Annotated in this window: 21 protein-coding genes and 3 rRNA genes; 2 read left to right on the top strand and 22 right to left on the bottom strand. The window is 64.9% G+C overall.

Going from position 1 to position 25,284, the window contains the following annotated elements; genetic code table 11:
* Nucleotides 1-24: 24 nt before the first annotated feature.
* From G6N36_RS03075 to G6N36_RS03045, 7 genes are all read right to left on the bottom strand, one after another.
* Nucleotides 25-960: a sulfite exporter TauE/SafE family protein gene (locus G6N36_RS03075; RefSeq protein ID WP_163684852.1), complete on the bottom strand. Its 936-nt coding sequence runs from the start codon at nt 958-960 to the stop codon at nt 25-27.
* Nucleotides 961-1,166: 206 nt separating this feature from the next.
* Complete coding sequence (der, locus tag G6N36_RS03070) at nt 1,167-2,570, bottom strand: ribosome biogenesis GTPase Der (protein ID WP_163684850.1); 1,404 nt, start codon at nt 2,568-2,570, stop codon at nt 1,167-1,169.
* Nucleotides 2,567-3,250 (bottom strand): (d)CMP kinase, encoded by a 684-nt coding sequence (gene cmk / locus G6N36_RS03065; protein WP_163684848.1) that lies wholly within the window; start codon nt 3,248-3,250, stop codon nt 2,567-2,569. Before cmk ends, der begins: the two co-directional genes overlap by 4 nt.
* Nucleotides 3,247-3,990 (bottom strand): pseudouridine synthase, encoded by a 744-nt coding sequence (locus tag G6N36_RS03060; RefSeq protein ID WP_163684846.1) that lies wholly within the window; start codon nt 3,988-3,990, stop codon nt 3,247-3,249. Before G6N36_RS03060 ends, cmk begins: the two co-directional genes overlap by 4 nt.
* Nucleotides 3,983-4,723 carry an SMC-Scp complex subunit ScpB gene (gene scpB / locus G6N36_RS03055; protein WP_163684844.1) on the bottom strand — a complete coding sequence of 247 codons (741 nt, stop codon included), beginning with the start codon at nt 4,721-4,723 and terminating at the stop codon, nt 3,983-3,985. The genes G6N36_RS03060 and scpB overlap by 8 nt, the downstream gene beginning before the upstream one ends.
* Entirely contained in the window at nt 4,713-5,567 is an 855-nt protein-coding gene (locus G6N36_RS03050) for a segregation/condensation protein A (RefSeq protein WP_372512256.1), read from the bottom strand. The genes scpB and G6N36_RS03050 overlap by 11 nt, the downstream gene beginning before the upstream one ends.
* Nucleotides 5,567-6,364: a ParA family protein gene (locus tag G6N36_RS03045; RefSeq protein ID WP_235690221.1), complete on the bottom strand. Its 798-nt coding sequence runs from the start codon at nt 6,362-6,364 to the stop codon at nt 5,567-5,569. Before G6N36_RS03045 ends, G6N36_RS03050 begins: the two co-directional genes overlap by 1 nt.
* Before the next feature lie 192 nt (nt 6,365-6,556).
* Between G6N36_RS03045 and G6N36_RS03040 the strand changes: the two genes are divergently transcribed.
* On the top strand, nt 6,557-7,309 hold the full coding sequence (locus G6N36_RS03040) for an O-methyltransferase (RefSeq protein WP_163684842.1): 753 nt from the start codon (nt 6,557-6,559) through the stop codon (nt 7,307-7,309).
* Nucleotides 7,310-7,316: 7 nt separating this feature from the next.
* Here the strand turns inward: G6N36_RS03040 and xerD are convergent, their stop codons facing one another.
* From xerD to G6N36_RS03010, 6 genes are all read right to left on the bottom strand, one after another.
* Nucleotides 7,317-8,264 carry a site-specific tyrosine recombinase XerD gene (gene xerD / locus G6N36_RS03035; RefSeq protein ID WP_163684841.1) on the bottom strand — a complete coding sequence of 316 codons (948 nt, stop codon included), beginning with the start codon at nt 8,262-8,264 and terminating at the stop codon, nt 7,317-7,319.
* On the bottom strand, nt 8,261-8,881 hold the full coding sequence (locus tag G6N36_RS03030) for an NUDIX domain-containing protein (RefSeq protein WP_163684840.1): 621 nt from the start codon (nt 8,879-8,881) through the stop codon (nt 8,261-8,263). Before G6N36_RS03030 ends, xerD begins: the two co-directional genes overlap by 4 nt.
* Nucleotides 8,874-10,649, bottom strand: coding sequence for a CTP synthase (locus G6N36_RS03025; RefSeq protein ID WP_163684839.1), 1,776 nt, complete (start codon nt 10,647-10,649; stop codon nt 8,874-8,876). The genes G6N36_RS03030 and G6N36_RS03025 overlap by 8 nt, the downstream gene beginning before the upstream one ends.
* A 118-nt stretch (nt 10,650-10,767) precedes the next feature.
* Entirely contained in the window at nt 10,768-11,709 is a 942-nt protein-coding gene (locus G6N36_RS03020) for a copper transporter (protein ID WP_163684838.1), read from the bottom strand.
* Between the two features lie 8 nt (nt 11,710-11,717).
* The gene (gene steA, locus G6N36_RS03015; RefSeq protein WP_163684837.1) at nt 11,718-12,902 is read right to left on the bottom strand and encodes a putative cytokinetic ring protein SteA; all 1,185 of its coding nucleotides are present in this window, start codon (nt 12,900-12,902) and stop codon (nt 11,718-11,720) included.
* Between the two features lie 91 nt (nt 12,903-12,993).
* Nucleotides 12,994-13,371, bottom strand: coding sequence for a VOC family protein (locus tag G6N36_RS03010; RefSeq protein ID WP_163684836.1), 378 nt, complete (start codon nt 13,369-13,371; stop codon nt 12,994-12,996).
* 31 nt (nt 13,372-13,402) lie between these two features.
* On the opposite strand from G6N36_RS03010, the gene G6N36_RS03005 reads away from it, so the two are divergent.
* Complete coding sequence (locus tag G6N36_RS03005) at nt 13,403-13,978, top strand: TetR/AcrR family transcriptional regulator (protein ID WP_163684834.1); 576 nt, start codon at nt 13,403-13,405, stop codon at nt 13,976-13,978.
* A gap of 4 nt (nt 13,979-13,982) precedes the next feature.
* Here G6N36_RS03005 and recN read toward each other — a convergent pair whose 3' ends face one another.
* The 9 genes from recN to G6N36_RS02965 all read right to left on the bottom strand — a co-directional run bounded on the left by recN (nt 13,983) and on the right by G6N36_RS02965 (nt 24,836).
* A complete protein-coding gene (gene recN, locus G6N36_RS03000; protein WP_163684832.1) occupies nt 13,983-15,743 on the bottom strand; it encodes a DNA repair protein RecN in 1,761 nt (586 codons plus the stop codon).
* Nucleotides 15,743-16,666 carry an NAD kinase gene (locus G6N36_RS02995; protein WP_163684830.1) on the bottom strand — a complete coding sequence of 308 codons (924 nt, stop codon included), beginning with the start codon at nt 16,664-16,666 and terminating at the stop codon, nt 15,743-15,745. The genes recN and G6N36_RS02995 overlap by 1 nt, the downstream gene beginning before the upstream one ends.
* A complete protein-coding gene (locus G6N36_RS02990) occupies nt 16,663-17,472 on the bottom strand; it encodes a TlyA family RNA methyltransferase (RefSeq protein WP_163684828.1) in 810 nt (269 codons plus the stop codon). The genes G6N36_RS02995 and G6N36_RS02990 overlap by 4 nt, the downstream gene beginning before the upstream one ends.
* 6 nt (nt 17,473-17,478) lie before the next feature.
* Nucleotides 17,479-17,655, bottom strand: coding sequence for a hypothetical protein (locus G6N36_RS29365; protein ID WP_165799820.1), 177 nt, complete (start codon nt 17,653-17,655; stop codon nt 17,479-17,481).
* 8 nt (nt 17,656-17,663) lie between these two features.
* Complete coding sequence (locus G6N36_RS02985) at nt 17,664-18,686, bottom strand: HAD-IIA family hydrolase (protein WP_163684826.1); 1,023 nt, start codon at nt 18,684-18,686, stop codon at nt 17,664-17,666.
* Between the two features lies 1 nt (nt 18,687).
* Nucleotides 18,688-19,473: a tetratricopeptide repeat protein gene (locus G6N36_RS02980; RefSeq protein WP_163684824.1), complete on the bottom strand. Its 786-nt coding sequence runs from the start codon at nt 19,471-19,473 to the stop codon at nt 18,688-18,690.
* Between the two features lie 101 nt (nt 19,474-19,574).
* Nucleotides 19,575-19,689 (bottom strand): 5S ribosomal RNA (gene rrf / locus G6N36_RS02975).
* Between the two features lie 107 nt (nt 19,690-19,796).
* Nucleotides 19,797-22,929 (bottom strand): 23S ribosomal RNA (locus G6N36_RS02970).
* Nucleotides 22,930-23,314: 385 nt separating this feature from the next.
* Nucleotides 23,315-24,836: ribosomal RNA gene (locus tag G6N36_RS02965) — 16S ribosomal RNA — on the bottom strand.
* The 16S, 23S and 5S rRNA genes sit together here, the layout of an rRNA operon.
* Between the last annotated feature and the right edge of the window lie 448 nt (nt 24,837-25,284).

Raw genomic sequence — 25,284 nt, 5'->3', positions numbered from 1 at the left:
TAGTGCCCGCGAATCAACGCCTGATCAGCGCGCCTCGTCGATCGGATCCACTCGCTCGGCGTCGGCGACCTCGGCCTCGAGTTCCGCTGGGACGAAGGCAGGCGCCTTCGACAGCCTCCACGCCAGGTAGACGAACGCCGCCCAGGCCACCACGATGCCGGCGTAGATCAGCGTCGACCACGGCGACGTGATGCCGAAGTACTTCACCAGCTTCTGCGAGTTGGTCAGCACGATCACGCCGCCGACCGCGGTGCCCAGCAGCGCCGGGCTGATCCGGCTGACCAACCATGCCGCGAACGGTGCGGCGATCACGCCGCCCAGCGCGAGCCCGAGCACGATCGGCAGGTTGTGCAGGAACTCCTCCCGCAGTCCGATGACGAATCCCAGCGACGCCGACACCGCGACGAGGAACTCCGATGCGCTCACCGAGCCGATCACGGTCCGCGGCGCGGTCTTACCGTTGGAGAGCAACGTGCTGGTGGTCACCGGGCCCCAACCACCACCGCCGGACGCGTCGATGAAGCCGCCGAAGATCCCCAGTGGTGTGAGGAACTTCGCGCTCAGCTTGCTCCCTCCTCCGGTCACCGCCGGCGGGGTGCGCAGCGAAAAGCGAACCAGCACATAGACACCGATGGTCAACAGGATCGCCGCCATCAACGGCGCCGCGTCCTCCGTCGACAGCGACGACAGCAATGTCGCACCGAGGAACGCGCCGACCGCTCCGGGCACGCCCAGCTTCGCCACGATCGGCCAGTCGATGTTCTTGAATTTCCAGTGCGACAGGCCCGACGCGAAGGTGGTGCCCACCTCGGCGAGATGGACCGCCGCACTGGCTTGGGCCGACGCGACACCGCTGAGCACCAGCAGCGTCGAGGCCGTGACGCCGAAGGCCATGCCGAGTGCGCCATCGACCAACTGTGCGCCGACGCCGACCAGGGTGAAGATCAGAAGAGAACGCATGAATTGGGCTGCTTTCGAGTCAGTCGCCTAGGGCGACCAGGGTCATCGGACGCGTAGTCAGGGACGCGGACAACACCAACGGTCAAGCACGTAACCGAGGCTAGCCAGCGACAGCGGCGCCGGGCAGGGTTGAAATCAGCGTGATTTTGAGGGATTTGGGTGCGCATACGACCGCTCAGCGACCGTGGGCGCACCGAAATCGCGAACTATCGAGAGCGCGCGCCACGCTTTTCGCGCACCCGCACGTTGATCCGGATCGGGCTGCCCTCGAATCCGAACGTCTCGCGCAACCGCCGCTCCAGGAACCGGCGGTATCCGGCCTCCAGGAATCCGGTGGTGAAAAGCACAAATGTCGGCGGCCGGGCCGTCGCCTGGGTGGCGAACAGGATCCGCGGCTGCTTACCGCCGCGCACCGGTGGCGGGGTCGCGGCGACGATCTCCTTGAAGAACGTGTTCAAGCGGCCGGTGGGCACGCGGGCGTCCCACGATTCCAGTGCCGTCTCCAGTGCGGGCACCAGCTTCTGCACCGCGCGGCCGGTCATCGCCGATATGTTGACCCGCGGCGCCCACTGCAGCTGCGACAGTTCGCGGTCGATCTCCTTTTCCAAGAGATAGCGGCGGTCCTCGTCGACCAAATCCCATTTGTTGAACGCCAGTACCAAAGCCCGGCCGGCCTCGATCACCATCGACAGCACGCGCTGGTCCTGCTCGGTAAGCGGCACCGACGCGTCGATCAACACGATCGCGACCTCGGCGGCGTCGATGGCACCGTGCGTACGCACCGACGCGTAGAACTCATGCCCGCTGGCCTGCCCCACCTTGCGACGCAATCCCGCGGTGTCGACGAATCGCCAGAGCTTGCCGTCCATCTCGATCAGCGAGTCGACGGGGTCGACGGTCGTGCCCGCGACGTCATGTACCACCGAGCGCTCTTCTGCGGCAAGACGATTCAGCAGCGAGCTCTTGCCGACATTCGGCTTGCCCACCAGCGCGACCCGGCGCGGCCCTCCCCCGCCCGACGCGATCTCGGACACCGTCGGCAGCTCTTCGATCAGTTTGTCGAGCAGGTCGGCCACTCCGCGGCCGTGCATCGCGCTGATCGGATGCGGCTCACCCAGCCCCAGCGACCACAGCGCGGCGGCGTCGGCCTCGCCGCGTTCACTGTCAACCTTGTTGGCCGCCAAGAAGACTGGTTTGCCGGATCGCTGCAGCAGTTTCGCCGCGGCCTCGTCGGCCGCTGTCGCGCCGACCACGGCATCGACCACGAGGATGATCGCGTCGGCGGTGCGCATCGCCACCGACGCCTGCTCGGCTACCAGCTGTTGCAGTCCCTTGGCGTCAGGTTCCCATCCTCCGGTGTCCTGGACGACGAAGCGGCGTCCCAACCAGTTCGCGTCGTAGGAGACCCGGTCCCGAGTGACACCGGGAACGTCCTGCACCACCGCCTCGCGACGGCCCAGAATCCGGTTGACCAGTGTCGACTTGCCGACGTTGGGCCGCCCGACCACGGCCACCACCGGTGGCGGCGCCGCGGCCTCCTCGATCGCCTCGGCGACATCCTCGGCGCCGAGCTCCCAATCACTCTCGTCAGACCACGTGCCGTCGCTCATTTCGACGCACCGGCGCGCTGCTCGGCCAACTCGGTCAGATGCGCGACGACCTGGGACTCGGTCATGTCACTGGTGTCGACCACCACCGCGTCCTCGGCGGCCCGCAGCGGGGACACCGGGCGGGTCGAGTCCAGATGGTCCCGGCGCTTCACGTCAGCGAGCACGCTTTCGTAGTCATCCTCACGTCCGGCGGCGACGTTCTGGTCGTAGCGACGCTGCGCCCGCTTCTCGGCCGACGCGGTGAGGAAGATCTTGAGATCGGCATCGGGTAGCACCACCGTCCCGATGTCGCGGCCCTCGACAACAACGCTGCCCGGCCCGTCCGCGAGCTCGCGCTGAAGCCCGACGAGCCGCGCGCGCACCGCGGGCACCGCCGATACCGCGGACACCGCCTTGGTCACCTGATCACCACGGATCTCCCGCGAAACATCCTCTGCGTCAAGGTAAGCCTTGTCCTCGTCAGGGTCGTAGCCCACCGACAGCGGGACATCGGCGGCGACCACCTCGATCGCCGGCGTATCGGTCAGGTCGACACCGGCTCGCACGACGGCCAGGGTGACGATGCGGTACATCGCTCCGGTGTCCAGGTAGCGCGCATGTAGGGAACGCGCCAAACCCCTTGACACCGAGGATTTTCCGGTTCCAGCGGGACCGTCGACCGCGATGATCAATCCGCTCACATCCCCACCGCCTTGTACAACGTGCCGAGCTCCTTCTGGGTCAGCACGCGGATGGTGCCCGGCCGCTGGTCCCCCAAGGACACCGCCCCGATTTCGGTGCGCACCAACTCTTTCACCGGGAAACCGACGGCCGCGAGCAGCCGACGCACGATCCGCTTACGGCCTTCGTGCAACGTGACCCGCACCAACGTCTTGCCCGGCACGGTGTCCACGACGGCGAAGTCGTCGACGCGCGCGGGACCGTCGTCCAGTTCGATCCCGTCACGAAGCTTGCGCCCCAGGCCGCGCGGCACCGTGCCCATCACGGTCGCCAGGTACGTCTTGGGCACTTCGTACGATGGATGCATCAGGCGGTGCGCGAGCTCGCCGTCGTTGGTCAGCAGCAGCAGGCCCTCGGTGTCGGCGTCCAGCCGGCCGACATGAAACAGCTTCTTGTTACCGCGAACCCGGTGCTCGACCAGATCGCCCACGCACGGGCGCCCCCGGTCGTCGGACATCGTCGAGTGCATGCCCTTGGGCTTGTTGATCGCCAGGTGCACCAAGGTGTCGTCGACGGTGATCCGGGCACCGTCGACCCGGATCACCGAGACGTCGGGGTCCACGCGGGTGCCCAGTTCGGTCACGATCCGATCGTCGACCTCGACGCGCCCGTCGAGGATCATTTTCTCGGCGACCCGGCGCGATGCAATTCCGGCCTGCGACAACACTTTCTGTAAGCGCACGCCCTCGGTTTCAGCCATCCGCGTCTTTGTCCAAATCGAAGTTCGCCGGCGCCTGGGCCGCAGGCGCACCGCTGAGCTTCATGAAACGCGGCTCCTCGTCGAGTGTTTCGCTCAGGTCGTCGATCACGTCGACGTCGGGCAGCAGCGGCGCGATGTCCGGAAGGTCGGCCAACGACGTCAAGCCGAGCCGCTCCAGGAACAGTTCGGTGGTCGCGAACGTCACCGCACCGGAGTCGGGGTCGACGCCCGCCTCGGTGACCAGTCCACGCGCGAGCAGCGTCCGGATGACCGCGTCGACGTTGACCCCGCGCACCGCGCTGACCCGCGCGCGCGTCACCGGCTGGCGGTAGGCCACCACGGCGAGCGTCTCGAGCGCGGCACGCGTCAACTTGGATCGCGCACCATCGAGCAGCAGCCGCTCCACGTACGGCGCGAACCGCGCGCGGGTGTACATCCGCCAGCCACCGCCTGCCTCGCGCAGATCGATCCCGCTTTCGCGGTCGCGCAGTTCCCCGGCCATCGACTGCAGCTTGGCCCCGACCCGGTAGGCGGGCTGCTCGGTCGCGGCGGCGAGCTGCTCGATCGTCACCGGCGTGTCCACCACCAGCAGCAACGCCTCCAACACCGACCCGAGCTCCGAATCCTCCAACTCCGGCGCGTTGGCCACCTCGATGCCGAGATCCAGCCCCTCATCGAGGTCCGTCTCGACGGGGGTGTCGGTCGCGACGTCGGTCGGAGTGTTATCCGTCATATTGGTCTTCTTCCACCGCCAGGTGTTGATGGGTAGGCCGTTCGCCGGTCCACGAAATCTGGAGCGCACCAAGCGGTTCTGGTTGTTCGAATGCTACTGCCCTGGCCCGGTACAACTCGAGCAGCGCCAGGAAGCGGCCGACGATCTCGATCGGTGCCGCACAGTCCGCCACCAGGTCGCCGAACGACGCCCACTGTCCGACGCCGCGGCCCTCCAGCAGCGCCATCAGATTACTAACCTGCTCGGGCACCGACACCGCCACCTGGTGCAGGTGCTCGAGCGCGACGGTCGGCACCGGACGCGGGGTGAGCGCCGCAGCCGCGAGCTGGGCGAACGTCTCGGCGTCGACGCCGATCATGACCTCGGGCAACAGCTCCTGGAACCCCTCCTCCAGCGCCACCGCCCGCGGATAGCTGCGTAGCGCCGCGGACTCGAGTTCGGCGAACATCTCCGCGACGTGCTTGAACGCCCGGTACTGGAGCAGCCGGGCGAACAGCAGGTCACGAACCTCGAGCAGCGCCAGATCGTCCTCGTCGTGCACCTCCCCGGCCGGAAGCAGCCGGGCCGCCTTGAGGTCCAGCAACGTGGCCGCGATCACCAGGAACGTCGTCGTCTCTTCGAGCTCGAGCTGAACGCCGATTTCCTTGGTATACGCGATGAAGTCATCGGTCACCTGGTGCAACGCCACCTCGGTGACGTCGAGGCGATGCGCGAAGATCAGCTGCAAAAGCAGATCGAACGGGCCTTCGAAATTGCTCAGCCGAACCTGAAAGCCCGCCTGCTGCGACCGGTCGGCATCTGGTGTCGCAGTGTCGTCGGTTCCGGCCTCGGTCACCGCTTCGATCACGCGCCGAACCGGTCGATGACCTCGCGCGCCAATGCCCGATATGCCTCAGCACCAACGGATTTCGGCGCCCACGAGGTGATGGGTTCACCGGCGACGCTGGTTTCGGGGAAGCGCACCGTACGGGTGATGACGGTGTCGAACACCAGGTCGCCGAATCTTTCGAGGACTCGGGCCATGACTTCGCGCGAGTTCACGGTGCGCGGGTCGTATCGGGTGATCAGGATGCCACCGATGGACAGCTTCGGGTTCAGCCGGTCGTGCACCTTGTCGACGGTATCGGTCAGCAGCGCCAGTCCGCGCAGTGAGAAGAACTCGCACTCCGTCGGGATGATCACCACGTCACTGCACGCCAGCCCGTTGACGGTGAGCAGACCCAGCGAGGGCTGGCAGTCGATCAGGACGTAGTCGTAGCGGTCCAGCACCGGGTAGAGCGCGCGGGCCAATGACTGTTCGCGGCCCACCTCGTTGACCAATTGGATCTCGGCGGCCGATAGGTCGATATTGCTCGGCACGAGGTCGAGATTCTTGACGCGGGTGTTGATCAGCACGTCGTCGATGGACACCCGCGGTTCGATCAGCAGGTTGTGGACGGTGTGCTCGAGTTCGTAGTGCGGCACGCCCAGGCCCGCCGACAGCGCGCCCTGCGGATCCAGGTCGACCAGGAGCACGCGGCGCCCGTACTCGGCGAGGCTGGCGCCGAGGTTGATGGTCGACGTGGTCTTGCCCACCCCGCCCTTCTGGTTGCACATCGCGATGACCTTGGCCGGACCGTGGGAGGTCTTCGGCTCGGGCATAGGAATGGCTCGCGGTGGACGGCCGGTCAAGCCGACGCCGGCGACTTCGTCGTCGTCAGCCACGCCGACCGTCGCTGGTCAGGCAGGACGTAGGCATGGCGGACATCCGGGCAAGTTTAACGGGAGGTGACTGCCTGGTCTGCCAGACCCGCAGGCGACTTTCTCCCCGAGATTCCGCCTAGGCTGGTCCACGTGAGCCTCAAGCGCCGCATCCCCTTCCTGCGTTGGTCGTTCCTGCGGCTGGCCGTCGGGTCCCGCAACATCACCAGGACCGGTCAGATCGGCGACGGACGAGAACAGGCCGCCGCCGACTACGTGGTGGCCAATGCCCGCCCCGGCGACATCGACGACGTGATCGCCAAGATCGACGAGTTCGCCTACGAGAAGTCGTTCCTGATCAACATCGGGGACGAGAAGGGCGAGCTGCTCGACGCCGCGGTGCGTCGCGCCGACGCCAAGTTGGCACTCGAGTTGGGCACGTACTGCGGCTACGGCTCGCTGCGGATCGCTCGCGCGGCGCCGGGAGCGAAGGTGTTCTCCGTCGAGCTTTCCGCCGCCAACGCCGCGGTGGCACAACTTATCTGGGAGCACGCCGGAATCGCCGACCGGATGACGTGTGTGGTCGGCACGATCGGTGACGGTGGTAAGACACTCGACGCGCTTGCCAACGAGCACGGCTTCACCACGGGATCGCTGGATCTGCTGTTCGTCGACCACGACAAGTCCGCCTACCTGCCTGACCTGCAGGCCATCCTGGACCGCGGCTGGCTGCACAAGGGGTCCATCGTGGTCGCCGACAACATGCTGATCCCGGGCTCCCCGAAGTACCGCGAGTACATGCGCGAGCAGCAGGGCAAGCTGTTCGCCACGGTCGAGCACAAGACGCACGGCGAGTATCAGACGCTCGCCCCCGACCTCGTGCTCGAGTCGGAGTACCTGGCCTAGCCCGACCTCACTGCGCTCGCGGGTGCGCTCCCGCCCATACCTCGCGCAGCGCCGTCACCGTGACCATCGTGTAGATCTGCGTCGTGGTGACCGACGCGTGGCCGAGCAGCTCCTGGACGACGCGGACGTCGGCGCCGCCGTCGAGCAGGTGCGTGGCGAACGAGTGCCGCAGCACGTGCGGTGACACCGCCGACGTGATGCCCGCCCGTTCGGCGGCGTCCTGAAGCACCTGCCACGCACTCTGACGTGAGAGCCGTCCGCCCCTGGCGTTGAGGAAGATCGCCGGGGTTCCGCGTCCGCGGCGGGCCAGCTCGGGCCGTCCGCGCACGAAGTAGGCGTCCAACGCCGTGACCGCGGGCCGGCCGACGGGCACCAGACGTTGCTTGCCGCCCTTGCCGCGCAGCAGCACCGACCGTGCCTGCGTGTCGATGTCGTCCACGTCAAGGCCGACGGCCTCCGAGATGCGCGCCCCGGTCGAGTAGAGCAGTTCCAGCAGTGCCCGGTTGCGCAGCGTGAGCGGCCCGTCAGCCTCACTGTCGCCGCCGGCGCCGTCCAGCAGGGCGAGCACCTCGTCGATCGACAGGCTCTTGGGCAGCCGTCGGCTGGGCGTCGGCGGTTTGACGGCCGACGCCACGTTTAGCGCGGTGAGACCTTCGGCCTCTGCGAAGCGGTGCAGCCCCCGGACCGCGATCAGCGCTCGGGCGGCCGAAACCGCGGACAGCGGGACAGTCCCGGCGTCGGGGTCGCCACGGCGCAGCGCGACCAAGAAGTCGCTGACGTCAGACTCGGTCACCTTCGCCAGGTCGTCGATGCCGCGCAGGGTCAGGTGTTCGGAGTAGCGCCGCAGATCTCGGCGGTAGGAGCTCAGGGTGTTGGCGGCGACGCCGCGCTCGATGGTCAGGTGGTCGAGGTAGCCCTGGAGCTGGTCGTCGAGGGCAGGGCGAAAGGTCGTCATTGCGCGGCCTTGCGTTCCGCCAGCCTGTGCGGCCGGTCTATCCACGGCGCGTCGACGGACCGCAGCTCGCCCGAGTTCGGCATCGCGTGTGCGGCCAGGATGCCCGCCACCGCAAGCGAATTGACGATCTCACCGGAGAACACCATCTGCACCGCTTCAACCAGCGGGAACCACTTCAGCTGCAGATCGGCTTCCTCGTCGTGGGCCTCGGGCCGTCCGATATTGGTCAGCCCGGTCGCCAGATAGACGCGCACACTCTCGTCGGTGAAGCCCGGCGTGGACACGAGATCGGCAAGAACCCGCCAATCCGACGCCGCGAGGCCCGCCTCCTCCGCAAGTTCGCGCGCCGCGGTCAGGTGGGGCGCTTCGCCACCGAGATCCAACAGGCCCGCGGGCAGCTCCCACAGCCGACGGCCGATCGGGTGCCGATACTGATAGACCATCGCGACGTTGTTCTCGTCGTCGAGCGCGACGATGCCGACCGCCCCGTAGTGCTCGACGACTTCGCGCTTGGCGATGTTGTCGCCGGGCATGCGCACTTGATCGGCACGTAGTGCGAAAATACTTCCGACGTAGAGGATTTCGGAGTCAACGGTCTCGAAATCGTGTTCAGCCACGGGCTTCCGTTTTTTGCAACTCGGTATCGCGCAGCTGTTGTCCGACCTCGTCGGCGTGCTCCGATCCGTTCGCGTGCTCCGGAATCTCCATCCCGGGAAGTCGCTCCTCGGCCTTGTAGTCCAGCGCCGCGCCGACGAATGCGACGAACAGCGGATGCGGCCGCGTCGGCCTGCTCTTCAGCTCCGGGTGCGCCTGGGTGCCGACGATGAACGGATGCACGTCGGCACCGTACTCGACGAACTCGACGAGATGACCGTCCGGCGACGTCCCGCTGAACCGCAGTCCGCTCTCGGCGATCCGGTCACGATACGAGTTGTTGACCTCGTAGCGGTGCCGATGCCGTTCGGACACCTCGCGCACGCCGTAGGCCTGCGCCACAATCGAATTCGGCTCCAGCACCGCCGGATACGCACCGAGGCGCATGGTGCCGCCGAGGTCGGCCTCGCCGGCGACGGCGTCGCGCTGGTCGGCCATCGTGGAGATGACGGGGTCGGGGGTCTTCGGATCAAACTCCGCCGAGTTGGCCTCGGTGATGCCCACCGAGCGCGCCGCCTCGATGACGATGCACTGCAATCCGAGGCACAACCCGAAGACCGGCAACCCCCGTTTGCGCGCGTACCGGATGGCGCCGATCTTGCCCTCGATGCCCCGGATACCGAAACCGCCCGGAATCAAGATGCCGTGGACGTCTCCGAGTGCTGCGGCCGCACCGCCGTCGGTTTCACAGTCGTCGGAGGCGACCCACCGCATCTCCACCTTGGCGTGGTGGGCAAAGCCGCCCGCGCGCAACGCCTCGGCGACCGACAGGTAGGCATCGGACAGGTCGATGTACTTGCCCACCAACGCGATTCGCACCGTCTCACGCGGCTCGTGCACACGGTGCAGCAAGTCGTTCCACTGCGTCCAGTCGACGTCGCGGAACGGCAGATTGAGGCGACGCACCACATAGGCGTCCAGTTCCTCGCGGTGCAGCACCTTGGGAATGTCGTATATCGACGGGGCGTCCGGCGTGGAGATGACACCGTCGATGTCCACGTCGCACATCAGCGCGATCTTGTTCTTCAACGGTTCGGGCACGTCGCGGTCGCACCGCAGAATCAACGCGTCGGGGCTGATGCCGATGCTGCGCAGTGCGGCCACCGAGTGTTGCGTCGGCTTGGTCTTCAGTTCGCCGGACGGCGCCATGAACGGCACCAGCGAGCAGTGCAGAAAGAAGCAGTTCTCGCGGCCGACCTCGTGGCGTACCTGGCGGGCGGCCTCCAGAAACGGCAGCGATTCGATGTCGCCGACGGTGCCGCCGATCTCGGTGATCACCACGTCGGGACGGTGCCCGGCGGGATCCGGGTCGGCCATCGCCAGGATGCGCCGCTTGATCTCGTCGGTGATGTGGGGAATCACCTGCACGGTGTCACCGAGGTACTCGCCACGGCGCTCCTTGGCGATCACCGATGAATAGACTTGCCCCGTCGTGACATTCGCCGACCCGTACAGGTTGCGATCGAGGAACCGCTCGTAATGGCCGACGTCGAGGTCTGTCTCGGCGCCGTCCTCGGTCACGAAGACCTCGCCGTGCTGGAAGGGGTTCATGGTTCCGGGGTCGACGTTGAGGTACGGGTCAAGCTTCTGCATCGTCACCTGCAGGCCGCGCGCCGTCAGCAACTGTCCGAGGCTGGATGCGGTCAGGCCTTTTCCGAGGGAGGAAACCACACCGCCGGTGACGAACATGTGTTTCGTGGGGGCCTGCGGGTGCTTGCGTAGTGCTGGCAAGAGCAACCTCCGTGACAACGCGGCAGGGGCTCGCTGTGAATAGCTGGGGCCTGCCGACCCACGGAACCCAACCCTAACACCGACGCCGACAAGCCGTCGCTGACGCGCCGCCCACGGATTATTGCGGGATGGTTACCGATGCGGCGCCCTGGCCGATGCCGTACTGACCGGGCTTGCCGCCGGCGATCAGGTCGCCGAGGGCCAGCACGGAGGTGATTCGGCCGGACTCCGAATCGATGTCGTCGACGGTGCTGACGGCGGTGCCCAGCGAGGCATCCGATCTCGCGACGGCCACCGCGGCGGTACCGGAGGCCGACCCGTCGCGTCCGGCCAGCACGGTGCCCGAGCCGTGCGGAGCCATCCCGGCGGCGAACCTGGCGACGGTGGAGCCCTGGTTCCCGGCGTCCTCGGGCAGCGCGCCGCCCGTCACGATCAGTGCGGTGTCGGCCGGGCCGATGCGCTCGGTGCCGTAGGTGATGAAGCCGGTGTCGCGCAACGTGGCCAGCACGGTGTCACGCTGGATGTCGTCGACGACGGACACCTTCGGGTCCCTGTTGATCAGCAGGCTGATGCCCAGCAGATCACCGGCCTGGGAGCCCTGATCGACCGACGTGGTGCTCAGCTGTTTCCCCGCGGGCACGATCGGCGAGTTGACCACCGACAGCAGTTTCTCGGACGAATTGGCGTTGACGAACTCGGGTGTCAGGCCCACGGTCCCGGCGACGGTGCCGCCGGCCTCGGACACCAGGCGCGCCAGTCCCTCGACGTCGTCCTGTGCCGCATCCGGCGTACGGAAGATCACCACCGACTTTCCCTTGAGCGAGTCGCGCAAGATCCGGGGCGCCATTTGGGAATCGAATTCCCCTGCTGCGCTCAGCTTTTCGTTGATGGCGTTTTTGTCATCGGTGAGCGTGTTGATCTGGTCGTGGAGCTCGGCCTTGTCGGCACGCAGGCCCGACAACACCGTGTCGGAGAGCAAGCCGGATCCCAGCGCGACCCCGATGGCCAACGCAAGGAACACCGCTGCGAGCGAGATCGCGTGTGAGCGCAGGGAAATCATTTCATCCCCTAAGTGACCCAGCCCTGAACCCAGAGCGCGAACCGGTTCCAGTAGTCGACGACCCAATCGACCAGCGCAGTGTCCGCGCGGGACACCCACAGCGCGACGATCACCGCCACAAGCATGGCAAGGACGAGCAACGCGATGGCCCCGCCGGAGACCCGGCTGCGATACAGCGTGGCGACGGCCCTGGCGTCGACCAGCTTCTCCCCCACCTTCAGACGCGTGAGGAAGGTCGACGGGTTGCTCTGCTGGCGCGACCGGTCGAAAAATTCCTCGATGCTTGCGCTGTGGCCCGCGGTCACGATCAGCGACGCACCGTGGTGATCACACAGCAGCAGCGCCAGGTCGGCGGCCGATCCGGCGGCCGGGAACGTCATCGCACCGACACCGAGGTCCTGGATCCGCTCGAGACCCGCGGCGTGCCCGTCGGCGTCGGCGGGCAGCACGACCTGCGCGCCGCAACGCAGCGCGTCGGCGCTGATCCGGTCCGGGTCACCGACGATGAGCTGCGGACGGTAGCCGGCCTTGCGCAGCACGTCGGCTCCGGTGCCGACACCCACCAGCACCGGTTGGTACTCCTTGATGAATGGCTTGAGGGCTTTCAGGTCGGCGGCCGAACTCGGCTCCTCGGCCACGATGACGACGTGACGGCGGTTCATGTCGACGTCGATGTCGGGGATACCGATGCCGTCGATCAGCAGCGGGCTCTCGCTGCGGATGAACTCGATGGTGTTGCCCGCGAAGGCCTCCAGGTGTGCCACCAGCCCGCTCTTGGCCTCGTGCATCAGCTCATGGATTTCGTGGTCGGAGCGCTCGGCGCCGAGGATCAGGCGACGGTCACCGGAGTAGACACCGCCCTCGTGCAGGCGCACCCGCGCGCCGTCCTTGACCTTCTTGAAGACCTCGTCGCCGGTGTCGTCGATCAGGGTGACACCGTTGACGACCAGCACCTCGGGACCGAGATTGGGATACCGCCCGGAGATCGACGGCGACGCGTTGACGACAGCGGTGACGCCGGCCTCGACGAGAGCGTCCGCGGTGATCCGGTCCAGATCGAGGGCGTCGAGGACGACGATGTCCCCGGGGTTGATGCGTCTGAGCAGTCGATCGATGTCGCGGTCGACGCGGGCTGTGCCGGTGACGCCCGGGCGAGAGCTGGCATTGCGGGATAGCAGTGCTGACATCTTCATGCGGCGATTCTGTCGATAGCCGCGGCGTCTCTGTCGGAGGCGCGCCGTAACATGCGCCTCAGAGTTCACTTCAGTCACAACTGCAACACAATTACGTGTACGGCTGAAACACCTCGACAAGGTTGCCCGCCGGGTCCGGCACGAGTGCCTGCCGTCCGCCCCTGCCGTCGATCACATCGATCCTGAAGTCCGCGCCGACCTTTCGCATACCCGAAACCGCCTCGTCGAGATCGTCGACCTGAAGCTGAAATCGGTTCCAGCCACCCGGTTCTGGTCGGCTGCCATCCGCGAGCGTCTGGCCGGCGCCGCCGGCCCCGGGCGAGTTGAGCAGCAGCCGCAACTCTCCGCGGGTGAGCATCGCAAACCCAGGCGCCGGCCGCATCGCGACCTCGAACTGGAATACGGATGTGTAGAAGTCCACCGCAGCATCGACGTCGTCGACGATGTAGCGAACGCTGATCTTGCCCATCTGTGCACCTCCTACGGTTTATGATACAGATATGTCCCAGAGATCGCAGCCCGATCCGCGCGTTGGCCACTCGCGACGGGTGATATGCCGGGCCGCCCTCGAAGAATTCGCGGAGATGGGATACGCGGGCTTTCGGATGGAGTCGGTGGCTGCGCGAGCGGGAGTCGGACGCAGCACGCTGTACCGGCACTGGCCCGATAAGGCCGCTTTGATAGCCGATGCGCTGGAGACCCTCAATGTGCAACCGAATCCCGACCGCGAACTCGTCGCCGGCACGGCCCGGCAACGCGTCGAGTTGCTGCTGAGCCATCTGGCCCGCGCACTCAGCGATTCACCGGTGGCAGCGTGTATCCCCGCCCTGATTCAAGCGACGGAACACGAACCGGCCATTCGCGAGTTCTTTCACCGCTATTCGGCTCAGCGGCGCCATCGTCTGACCGACGCCATCGCCGCCGGAGTGAACGATGGGCAGTTCCCGGCACGCGTCGATGCTGAGGCCGCCTCCGCGGCGCTCTCGGGCGCGGTGTTCTACCGACGACTGATGACGGCTGACCTAGCCGATGCCGAGTTCATCGGCGCATTGCTCGAGACCGTTCTCGGGGACTGACCCCCTAGCCGCTATCGCCTCGGTCTTGCTGCGCCGCCTCCAGTAGTTCACGGGCATGCGCGCGGCCGCTGTCGGATTCGCCAAGGCCCGCCAGCATCCGCGCGAGTTCGGCCACGCGGTCGTCGTCGTCCAGCCGATGCACGCCGCTGGCCTTGCCCTTTCCGCCGCTGGAAACCATCAGGTGCACGTCGGCGTAGGCGGCCACCTGCGGCAGGTGAGTGACGACGATGACCTGGTGCGTTCTGGCCAGCCGGGACAGTCGACGCCCGATCTGCACCGCCGCCCGCCCGCCCACTCCCGCGTCGACCTCGTCGAAGACCATCGTCGTGCCCTCGGTCGAAGCGGCCAGCGCGACCTCGAGCGCGAGCATGACGCGTGACAGCTCACCGCCGGACGCGCTCTTGTTCAGTGGAAGCACATCCATGCCGCGGTGCGCGGCGAAGCCGAACTCGACGGCGTCGACGCCGTACTGGCCGGCGTGCGCCATCACACCCGGGGACACGGTCAGTGGTGCGGTGTCGTCGACGCGCGCGGCGAGCGGCGCCACCGAGACAGTGAACTCGGCGTCGGCCATCGCCAGCCCGGACAGTTCGGCGGTCACCGCCTTGGACAGCCCCTTGGCCGCTTTGGTCCGCGCCTTGGTGAGGTCATTGGCGGCGAGGACGACCTGGTCGTGCAGCGCGCGGACCTGACGTTCCAGATCGGCGAGCGCCTCTTCGGACACGTCGAGTTGCGTCAGCCGCTCCCGCGACTGTTGCGCCCATTGCAGCACACCGTCGATGTCGGCAGCGTACTTACGCGTCAGCGTGCGCAGCTCGCTCTGCCGCAGCAACTTCGCCTCGAGGGTGCTTGCGTCACTGGGCAGCGCCGCCAGATAATCGCCGAGTTCGCTTGCCACATCGCCGATTACCGCAAGGGCACCGTCGAGTTGTGCGCCCAGCGCCCGCAGCGTCGTGTCCTCGGTCGCCTCCAATGCCGACTTCGCCTGTCCCGCGGCGCCGAACGCGGACACGGTTTCGGGCGACGGATCGTCATCCCCGGTCAGCGCGGCCCGTGCGGTCTGCGCCGCTTCCCGGACCGCGTCCAGCTCCGACAGCCGCTGGATGTCGGCGACCAGCCCGTGGTCCTCACCGGGCTGCGGTGCAACGGTGTGAATCTCGTTCAGGGCGAACTCGAGTTGGTCGGCTTCTTGGGCGAGTTCGCGCGCCCGTTGCGTACGGTCGACGAGGTCGCGGCGCGCGGCCAGCCACTCTTCCCGCAGCTTCTGATATCGCTTGAGCTGCTTCTCGATGTCGACGAAACGGTCCAGTGCCCCACGTTGCTCGTCGGGCCGCATGAGCCGCAGCTGATCGTTCTGACCGTGCAAGGTGAGCAGTTCGGTGGTGAACGTTCCCAGCGATTTCGCGGGCACGCTGCGTCCGCCGAGGAAGGCCCGCGACGGCCCGTCACGAGCGACGGAGCGGGCAGCGATGACGCTGCCGTCGTCGTCGCGCTCGGCCCCGGAGGAATCGAGGATCTCGTCGATCTGGGCCGTAACATCTTCTCCCAGTTCACTTGTCGTGAACCGGCCCTCGACGACAGCGCGGGGCGCACCCGACCGTACCCGCGTGGCGTCGGCGCGCGCACCGCCGAGCAGATGCAGACTGGTGACCACCATGGTCTTGCCGGTGCCCGTCTCGCCGGTGAGCACGGTGAGACCGCGACCGAACTCCGCGGTCGCAGTGCTGATCGCGCCGAGCGACTCGATGCGTATCTCGGATAGCACTACTGCCCGCGCCACCCTGTGACCGGCAATCGGAACTTGCGCACCAGGCGGTCGGTGAAGGGCGCGCTGTCCAGACGCACCCATTTCAGCGGTGTACCACAGCGGGTCACTTCCAGTCGGCCACCCGCAGGCACCACCATCTCCCGACGGCCGTCGCAGAACACCAATGCGTCGTGGCCAGTCGCCTCGACCTCTATCGCGATGGACGCGTCGGGGCTGGTGACCATCGGTCGGGCGAATAGCGCGTGAGCGTTGTTGGGCACCACCAGAATTGCCTCCAGATCGGGCCACACGATCGGCCCGCCCGCGGAGAAGGCCCACGCCGTCGATCCGGTGGGCGTCGCGACGAGCACGCCGTCACAGCCGAACGCCGACACGGGACGTCCGTCGACTTCGAGTACGGCGCCGAGCACGCCCAGTCGGGGACCCTTCTCGAGGCTGGCTTCGTTGAGGGCCCAACCGCGGTCGATGATCTCGCCCTCGGCGCGCACGACGACGTCGAGCGTCATCCGCTCCTCGACGCGGTAGTCACGGTTGATGAGGTGGTCGAGCACGGAATCGATGTTCTCGGCTTCAGCCTCGGCGAGAAAGCCGATGCGCCCCAGATTCACACCCAGAACCGGGATTTCGACGTTGCGAGCCAGCTCGGCCCCGCGCAGGAAACTACCGTCGCCACCGAGGACGAGAACCAGTTCGCAGCCTTCGGCGACCCCCTCTTCGGCGTCGACGACCTCGATTCCGGATCCGAGGGCCCGCGCGTCGTCGGGCGACAGGTGTTCCGGTGCGCGGTCCACAGCCTCCGCAGACAGCACTCTCAATCGAATCCCGTTGTCGCCGAGTACTTTATGAACGCGGCGCGCGACGTCGGTGGCCTCGTCGCGACCGGTGTGCACGACCAGCAGGATGTTGCGTTCGGCACTCATTGCGGGCCCTCGGCAACGGCTTGGAGCACCGCCTGTTCGAGCGACTCCCCCTGCAGTGGATCGTCGGTCCGCCGTCGCAGTCGCAAGAAGTATTCGACGTTGCCGGACGGACCGGGCAGCGGGCTGGCGGTGACGGCCACGGTGTGCCACTGCAGTGCGGCGGCGCGGGCGGCGACGGTGAGCACCGCTTCGCCACGCAACTGGGGATCGGCGACGACGCCGCCGGCGCCCACGCGATCCTTGCCGACCTCGAATTGCGGCTTCACCATGGGAACGATATCGGCGTCGGCTTTGGCGCATGACGTCAGTGCCGGGAGCACTGTGGACAGCGAGATGAACGACAGGTCGGCGACCACCAGGTCGACCTGGCCACCGATGGCGTCGGCGGTGAGTTCACGCACGTTGGTCCGCTCCATGACGGTGACGCGTGCATCGTTGCGCAGCGACCACGCAAGCTGCCCGTAGCCGACGTCGACGCCGACGACCTCGCGGGCGCCGCGATCGAGCAAGACTTCGGTAAACCCACCGGTGGAGGCGCCGGCGTCCAGGCACCGGCGGCCGTCGACGTCGATCCCGAAGGTGTCGAGTGCGCCGATCAATTTGTGGGCGCCGCGCGATACCCAGGCGCGTTCGCCGGAGTCGTCGACCGTGAGTGCGGCGCTGATCGCGATGGCGGTGGCGGGCTTGGCGGCGGGCATGCCGTCGATGCTGACGCGCCCCGCGCCGATCAGCTCGGCTGCCTGCTGGCGGGAGCGGGCCAGGCCGCGTCGCACCAGCTCGGCGTCAACACGTGCCCGCCGTGCCACGACGGGTCAGCCCTTCTCGACCGATTCGAGCGCGTGGACCAGCAGCTCGTGCGCCTCCTCGAGCCGCGCGGCGATGACGTCGATCTCGGAGTCGGCGATCTCGACACCCTCCTGAGCGGGGTCGGGCAGGTCTGCCAGCAACTCCGCGATTTGGGCGCGAATTTGGTCCGGGTCGGTACTCATGTCGATGTTCACGCTAGCCGATCGGCGGGGGTGAGCACGGACCATGGCTCCAGGGCCTGTCGCGCGGTGTCGTCCCCCGCCGAAATCGTGAAGGGACGGCCGTCGAGGTTCGCGTCCCAGACTGCGCTGGCAGTCGCACGGACGACCGACAGCGCGTCGCCCCGGTCCTGACCCGTGGCATGAACCACCACGTCGGATGCGCCGATGTCGATGCGCCACGCCGGATGGGGTTCGACACGCAGAATGTCGGCGCGGGCGTACAGCGAGCGCAGGTCGGCCGCCAGGTAGTCGGGCCGCTCCGAGGCCCCCGCCCGGATCATGTCTTCGGCCGTGCTGACACCGGTCAGGACCATGAGACTCGGCAGGTCAGCCGCCTTGGCCCCGGCGATGTCGGTATCGAGGCGGTCCCCAACGACCAGCGGCGCGGAGAAGGTCCCGCGGGCCAACGCGTCGTTCATCAGCGTCGGCTGCGGCTTACCCGCCACCTGGGGCTTCTGGTTGGTCGCCGCCCGCAGGGCCGCGACCATCGAGCCGTTGCCCGGCAGCAGACCTCGCTCCGACGGCAATGTCAGATCGACATTCGCCGCGACCCAGAGTGCACCGTTGCGAATCGCCAACGCCGCTTCGGCAAGGTCGGACCAGCCGGTCTGCGGGGAATGACCCTGCACGACGCCGACCGGCCCGTCGGAGAACTGCCGCACCGGTTCGAGCCCGGACCGTCGCACCTCGTCGGCGAGCGCGTCGGTGCCGACGATGAGAACCGCTGAGCCGGGCGGCAATTGGGCCGCCAGTAGATTCGCCGCGCTCTGCGCACTGGTGACGACGTCGTCGGGTTTGGCGGCGAAGCCCAATTCCTGTAGGTGCTGGGCCACCTCGGCCGGGCTGCGGGACGCGTTGTTGGTGACGTAAAGCGTGCGCGAGTTGACGGTCGAGAGTGTTTCGACCGCGCCTTCGGTGGCTTCGTGCCCGCGGAACACCGTGCCGTCGAGGTCGAGCAGCAGGCAGTCATGGTCCTGCACAAGGGCGCTCACGTCAGCTCAGCTCCGTGATCCGCTCTTCGGCGTCGGTCAGTCCCTCGACGTCCGCGGCGGCGGCGCTGATGAACCATTGCAGCGCTTCCTCGTTTCGGCCCAGCGCCAGCAGCGTCTCGGCATACACGTAGAAGAGCCGCGCGGCGGTCTGACCCTTTCGCGTCCGATCCAGCTGCGGCGCAGACAGAATCGCGATCGCCTGTTCATGTTGACCGAGGTCCGAACGGGCGCCGGCGGCGACAATGCGCATCTCGTCGGCATCGTCACCGGTGAGTTCGGCGGCCTCGGGGCTGCGGGCCAGTTCGATGGCCTTCTCTGGACGTCCGACACCACGTTCACAGTCGGCGATGAGCGGGAGCAGGGCCGACTTACTGCCCATGCGGCGGGCCGCGCGCAGTTCAGCCAACGCCTGGGCCCAGTCGCCACATTGATAGGCGGCAATTCCGACGGCTTCGCGGACCGCGGCGATGCGACCGGAGCGGGCGCGTGCCGCGCGTGCGTGAGCCAGGGCGGTTTCGGGATCCTCGTCGAGCAGCAGGCCGGCGGCGATGAGATGTCGGGCGACCGTATCGGCGGTGCTCTTATCCAAAGTCGTGAGTTCGCCGCGGATTTCGGGTGCCAGCTGTTTGGCTTCGATGTCGGCGGGGATCGGCGGGCCGTCGTCCCGCGGCGTCTCGCGCGCCTCGGACCGCGGTTGGGCGCGGCGGGCCCGGTTGGGACCCGATGAGCGCGGCGGCGAAGGCCGAGGACCGCGTCCGCGGTTGTCGCCGTTTCCGTCGTGAGCCACGTATGCCTTTCTACCCGATCACGCGACTATTGAGAATTCGAAATCAATTGTCGCAAATAGAATCACCCCCCACGCAATTGTGGGGGGTGATCCTAATTTGTGTTCGGCGGTGTCCTACTTTTCCACCCGGGTTGGGTAGTATCATCGGCGCTGGCAGGCTTAGCTTCCGGGTTCGGGATGGGTCCGGGCGTTTCCCTGCCGCTATTGACCGCCGTAACTGTATTCACTTGTCAAAGTGACCCACTGGTGGTGGGAGTTCTTGTGTCCCCGTGGTTATTTGGTGGTGGGGTGGGTGTGGTTTGTGGTTGGGTGTGGTTGCGAGTGTGTGTAAGTTTTCGGCCGGTTAGTGCCAGTTCCCTGCATTCATTGCTGAACTTGTAGGTCTGGTCTATTGATCCCGTGGTCTGCGGGGGGCCTTATCCCACTTGATGGGTGAGAAGCCTGGTCTTGGAGGGGGTTTCCCGCTTAGATGCTTTCAGCGGTTATCCTGTCCGAACGTGGCTATCCAGCGGTGCCCCTGGTGGGACAACTGGTGGACCAGAGGTTCGTCCGTCCCGGTCCTCTCGTACTAGGGACAGGTTTCCGCAAGCTTCTGACGCGCGGCGGATAGAGACCGAACTGTCTCACGACGTTCTAAACCCAGCTCGCGTGCCGCTTTAATGGGCGAACAGCCCAACCCTTGGGACCTGCTCCAGCCCCAGGATGCGACGAGCCGACATCGAGGTGCCAAACCATCCCGTCGATATGGACTCTTGGGAAGATCAGCCTGTTATCCCCGGGGTACCTTTTATCCGTTGAGCGACACCCCTTCCACTCGGGGGTGCCGGATCACTAGTCCCGACTTTCGTCCCTGCTTGACATGTACGTCTCGCAGTCAAGCTCCCTTGTGCACTTACACTCAACACCTGATTGCCGTCCAGGTTGAGGGAACCTTTGGGCGCCTCCGTTACATTTTAGGAGGCAACCGCCCCAGTTAAACTACCCACCAGGCACTGTCCCTGAACCGGATATACGGTTCGAGGTTAGAGGCCCAATACGATCAGAGTGGTATTTCAACAACGACTCCACACACACTGGCGTGCGTGTTTCACAGTCTCCCACCTATCCTACACAAACCGTATCGAGCACCAATACCAAGTTGTAGTGAAGGTCCGGGGTCTTTTCGTCCTGCCGCGCGTAACGAGCATCTTTACTCGTAATGCAATTTCGCCGAGTCTATGGTTGAGACAGCTGAGAAGTCGTTACGCCATTCGTGCAGGTCGGAACTTACCCGACAAGGAATTTCGCTACCTTAGGATGGTTATAGTTACCACCGCCGTTTACTGGGGCTTAAATTCTCCGCTTCACCCCCGAGGGGGTTAACGGGTCCTCTTAACCTTCCAGCACCGGGCAGGCGTCAGTCCGTATACATCGTCTTGCGACTTCGCACGGACCTGTGTTTTTAGTAAACAGTCGCTTCTCACTGGTTTGTGCCACCCCCTCCCGCTGCCCCGGGCAAGCCGGTTGACGGTGTGGGGGTCCCCCTTCTCCCGAAGTTACGGGGGCATTTTGCCGAGTTCCTTAACCATAGTTCACTCGTACGCCTTGGTATTCTCTACCTGACCACCTGTGTTGGTTTGGGGTACGGGCCGTGTATACGCTCGCTAGAGGCTTTTCTCGACAGCATAGGATCACCGAATTCGCCTCACTCGGCTATGCATCACCTCTCAGGGAATACGACATCCGGATTTGCCTAGATGTCCCCCTACGGGTTTGCCCCAGTATTACCACTGACTGGTACGGCTGCCTTCCTGCGTCACCCCATCGCTTGACTACTACCACCGAAGGTTCCACGCAGCCGGCACACCCCATCACCCCGAAGGGATCTGGTGGTCTGCCATTTGGGTGGTTAGTACCGGTGATTCATCAGGGACGCTTATACACGGGTACGGGAATATCAACCCGTTGTCCATCGACTACGCCTGTCGGCCTCGCCTTAGGTCCCGACTCACCCTGGGCGGACTGGCCTGGCCCAGGAACCCTTGGTCTTTCGGCGGGCAAGGTTCTCACTTGCCTTATCGCTACTCATGCCTGCATTCTCACTCCCACACCCTCCACCACAAGATCACTCTGTGGCTTCACCGGATGCAGGACGCTCCCCTACCCAACGTCACCTCCAAAGGGGGTGGTCGTTGCCGCGGCTTCGGCGGTGTGCTTGAGCCCCGCTACATTATCGGCGCACAATCACTTGACCAGTGAGCTATTACGCACTCTTTCAAGGGTGGCTGCTTCTAAGCCAACCTCCTGGTTGTCTTCGCGACTGCACATCCTTTTCCACTTAGCACACGCTTAGGGGCCTTAGCCGGCGATCTGGGCTGTTTCCCTCTCGACGCACGGAGCTTATCCCCCGCCGTCTCACTGCCACACTCTTCGACTTGTCGGCATTCGGAGTTTGGCTGACGTCAGTAACCTAGTAGGGCCCATCGGCCATCCAGTAGCTCTACCTCCAACAAGAAACGTGTAACGCTGCACCTAAATGCATTTCGGGGAGAACCAGCTATCACGGAGTTTGATTGGCCTTTCACCCTACCCACAACTCATCCCTCAGTCTTCAACCTAAGTGGGTTCGGGCCTCCACAACATCTTACTGCTGCTTCACCCTGGCCATGGGTAGATCACTCCGCTTCGGGTCCAGAACACACCACTACACCAATTCCTATGAATTGGATACGCCCTATTCAGACTCGCTTTCGCTGCGGCTACCCCACCCGGGTTAACCTCGCGACATGTCCCTGACTCGCAGGCTCATTCTTCAAAAGGCACGCCATCACCCCACACATAAAGCGAGGGCTCTGACGGATTGTAGGCACACGGTTTCAGGTACTCTTTCACTCCCCTCCCGGGGTACTTTTCACCATTCCCTCACGGTACTAATCCGCTATCGGTCACTGGGAAGTATTCAGGCTTACCGGGTGGTCCCGGCAGATTCACAGCAGATTCCACGGGCCCGCTGCTACTCGGGGACAGTTCCACGAAAGCCATCAAGTTTTCGGTTACGGGGCTCTCACCCTCTACGACAGGCCATCCCAGACCACTTCACCTAACCCAATGGTTTATCACTTTCGCCCTGGCCGGCGGACCAGAGAAGAAACGCCCCACAACACCGCACACACAACCCCCGCCGGGTATCACATGCACACGGTTTAGCCATCCTCCGCTTTCGCTCGCCACTACTCACGGAATCACACTTGTTTTCTCTTCCTACGGGTACTGAGATGTTTCACTTCCCCGCGTTCCCCCCCGTTACCTATGTATTCAGTAACGGGTGACACGACATCACTCGTGCCGGGTTTCCCCATTCGGACATCCTCGGATCAACGCTCGGTTGACAGCTCCCCGAGGCATAACGCAGCCTCCCACGTCCTTCATCGGCTCCCAGTGCCAAGGCATCCACCATGCGCCCTTAAACACTTACAACACAAAACAGTTAAAAATTCTCGGAAGAATCAAAAATTGCATTATCAATCCCAACAGCCCAAAAGACTGCCGGATCGATGCTCGCAACCACTATCCACAAATCAAACACCACACCCCACCACCAAAGCAGGGCGACAACCACGCCGCTACCCCCGGTTTCCCACACTCGGGACGAAGAGATAGACGGGCCTGTTGCCTCAAAGCCCAATAGTGTGTCTGGCAATCCATCACCGGCGTTCGATCACTCGAAACCCGTACCGGCTCACATGTCTGTTGTGCACCAGACCCCCACCCACTACAGGTGCGAGGCCATCCAACGAATCCGTCTGGGACACCGGAGAATCCGCAATCTGCGGGCCGGCCCAAACATCGTGGTGCTCCTTAGAAAGGAGGTGATCCAGCCGCACCTTCCGGTACGGCTACCTTGTTACGACTTCGTCCCAATCGCCGATCCCACCTTCGACGGCTCCCTCCCACAAGGGGTTAGGCCACCGGCTTCGGGTGTTACCGACTTTCATGACGTGACGGGCGGTGTGTACAAGGCCCGGGAACGTATTCACCGCAGCGTTGCTGATCTGCGATTACTAGCGACTCCGACTTCACGGGGTCGAGTTGCAGACCCCGATCCGAACTGAGACCGGCTTTGAAAGGATTCGCTCCACCTCACGGCATCGCAGCCCTTTGTACCGGCCATTGTAGCATGTGTGAAGCCCTGGACATAAGGGGCATGATGACTTGACGTCATCCCCACCTTCCTCCGAGTTGACCCCGGCAGTCTCTCACGAGTCCCCACCATTACGTGCTGGCAACATGAGACAAGGGTTGCGCTCGTTGCGGGACTTAACCCAACATCTCACGACACGAGCTGACGACAGCCATGCACCACCTGCACACAGGCCACAAGGGAACCGACATCTCTGCCGGCGTCCTGTGCATGTCAAACCCAGGTAAGGTTCTTCGCGTTGCATCGAATTAATCCACATGCTCCGCCGCTTGTGCGGGCCCCCGTCAATTTCTTTGAGTTTTAGCCTTGCGGCCGTACTCCCCAGGCGGGGTACTTAATGCGTTAGCTACGGCACGGATCCCAAGGAAGGAAACCCACACCTAGTACCCACCGTTTACGGCGTGGACTACCAGGGTATCTAATCCTGTTCGCTCCCCACGCTTTCGCTCCTCAGCGTCAGTTACTGCCCAGAGACCCGCCTTCGCCACCGGTGTTCCTCCTGATATCTGCGCATTCCACCGCTACACCAGGAATTCCAGTCTCCCCTGCAGTACTCAAGTCTGCCCGTATCGCCCGCACGCCCACAGTTGAGCTGTGAGTTTTCACGAACAACGCGACAAACCACCTACGAGCTCTTTACGCCCAGTAATTCCGGACAACGCTCGGACCCTACGTATTACCGCGGCTGCTGGCACGTAGTTGGCCGGTCCTTCTTCTATGCCTACCGTCACTTGCGCTTCGTCGGCACTGAAAGAGGTTTACAACCCGAAGGCCGTCATCCCTCACGCGGCGTCGCTGCATCAGGCTTGCGCCCATTGTGCAATATTCCCCACTGCTGCCTCCCGTAGGAGTCTGGGCCGTATCTCAGTCCCAGTGTGGCCGGTCACCCTCTCAGGCCGGCTACCCGTCGTCGCCTTGGTAGGCCATCACCCCACCAACAAGCTGATAGGCCGCGGGCCCATCCCACACCGCAAAAGCTTTCCACCACACGACATGCATCGCGTAGTCCTATCCGGTATTAGACCCAGTTTCCCAGGCTTATCCCAAAGTGCAGGGCAGATCACCCACGTGTTACTCACCCGTTCGCCACTCGAGTACCCCCGAAAGGGCCTTTCCGTTCGACTTGCATGTGTTAAGCACGCCGCCAGCGTTCGTCCTGAGCCAGAATCAAACTCTCCAAACAAAAACAACCCATCAACAGACAGGTGAATTCGAATCAGAACAAGCCTGACACTCAAACACGACACCAAAACTGGCATCAAAAAAACAGCCCACCCCTAAACGGGAAAAAGAGGCAGACCAAAAACAACAACAAACAAAAACCACCAAACACACTATTGAGTTCTCAAACAACACACCCGCTCGACCGCGCAACCAACCCGCGGCAAAAGCCGCGGGCTCGTATGCGGACAATCAGGAACCCAACCGAAGTTGAGGCTTCCCTCTGGGAGCCGCCGCGCTCGCCGGGTTTTGGCCCGTGTCGCAGCGACTCCGATAAGTTACGTGAGGGATAACTCTGAGTCAAATGGGCTGATGGGGCGTGTCTTTCGATCCGCGTCCATCGAGCGCACAGACAGTGCGTCGACTCGTTGTTCATAGGGCTCAACGCGCCACCCGCGGAGTTTGTTCCC

The organism is Mycolicibacterium gadium, assembly GCF_010728925.1.
GTDB classification, from domain to species: Bacteria; Actinomycetota; Actinomycetes; order Mycobacteriales; family Mycobacteriaceae; genus Mycobacterium; species Mycobacterium gadium.
This window is presented reverse-complemented; position numbering and strand designations above follow the sequence as displayed.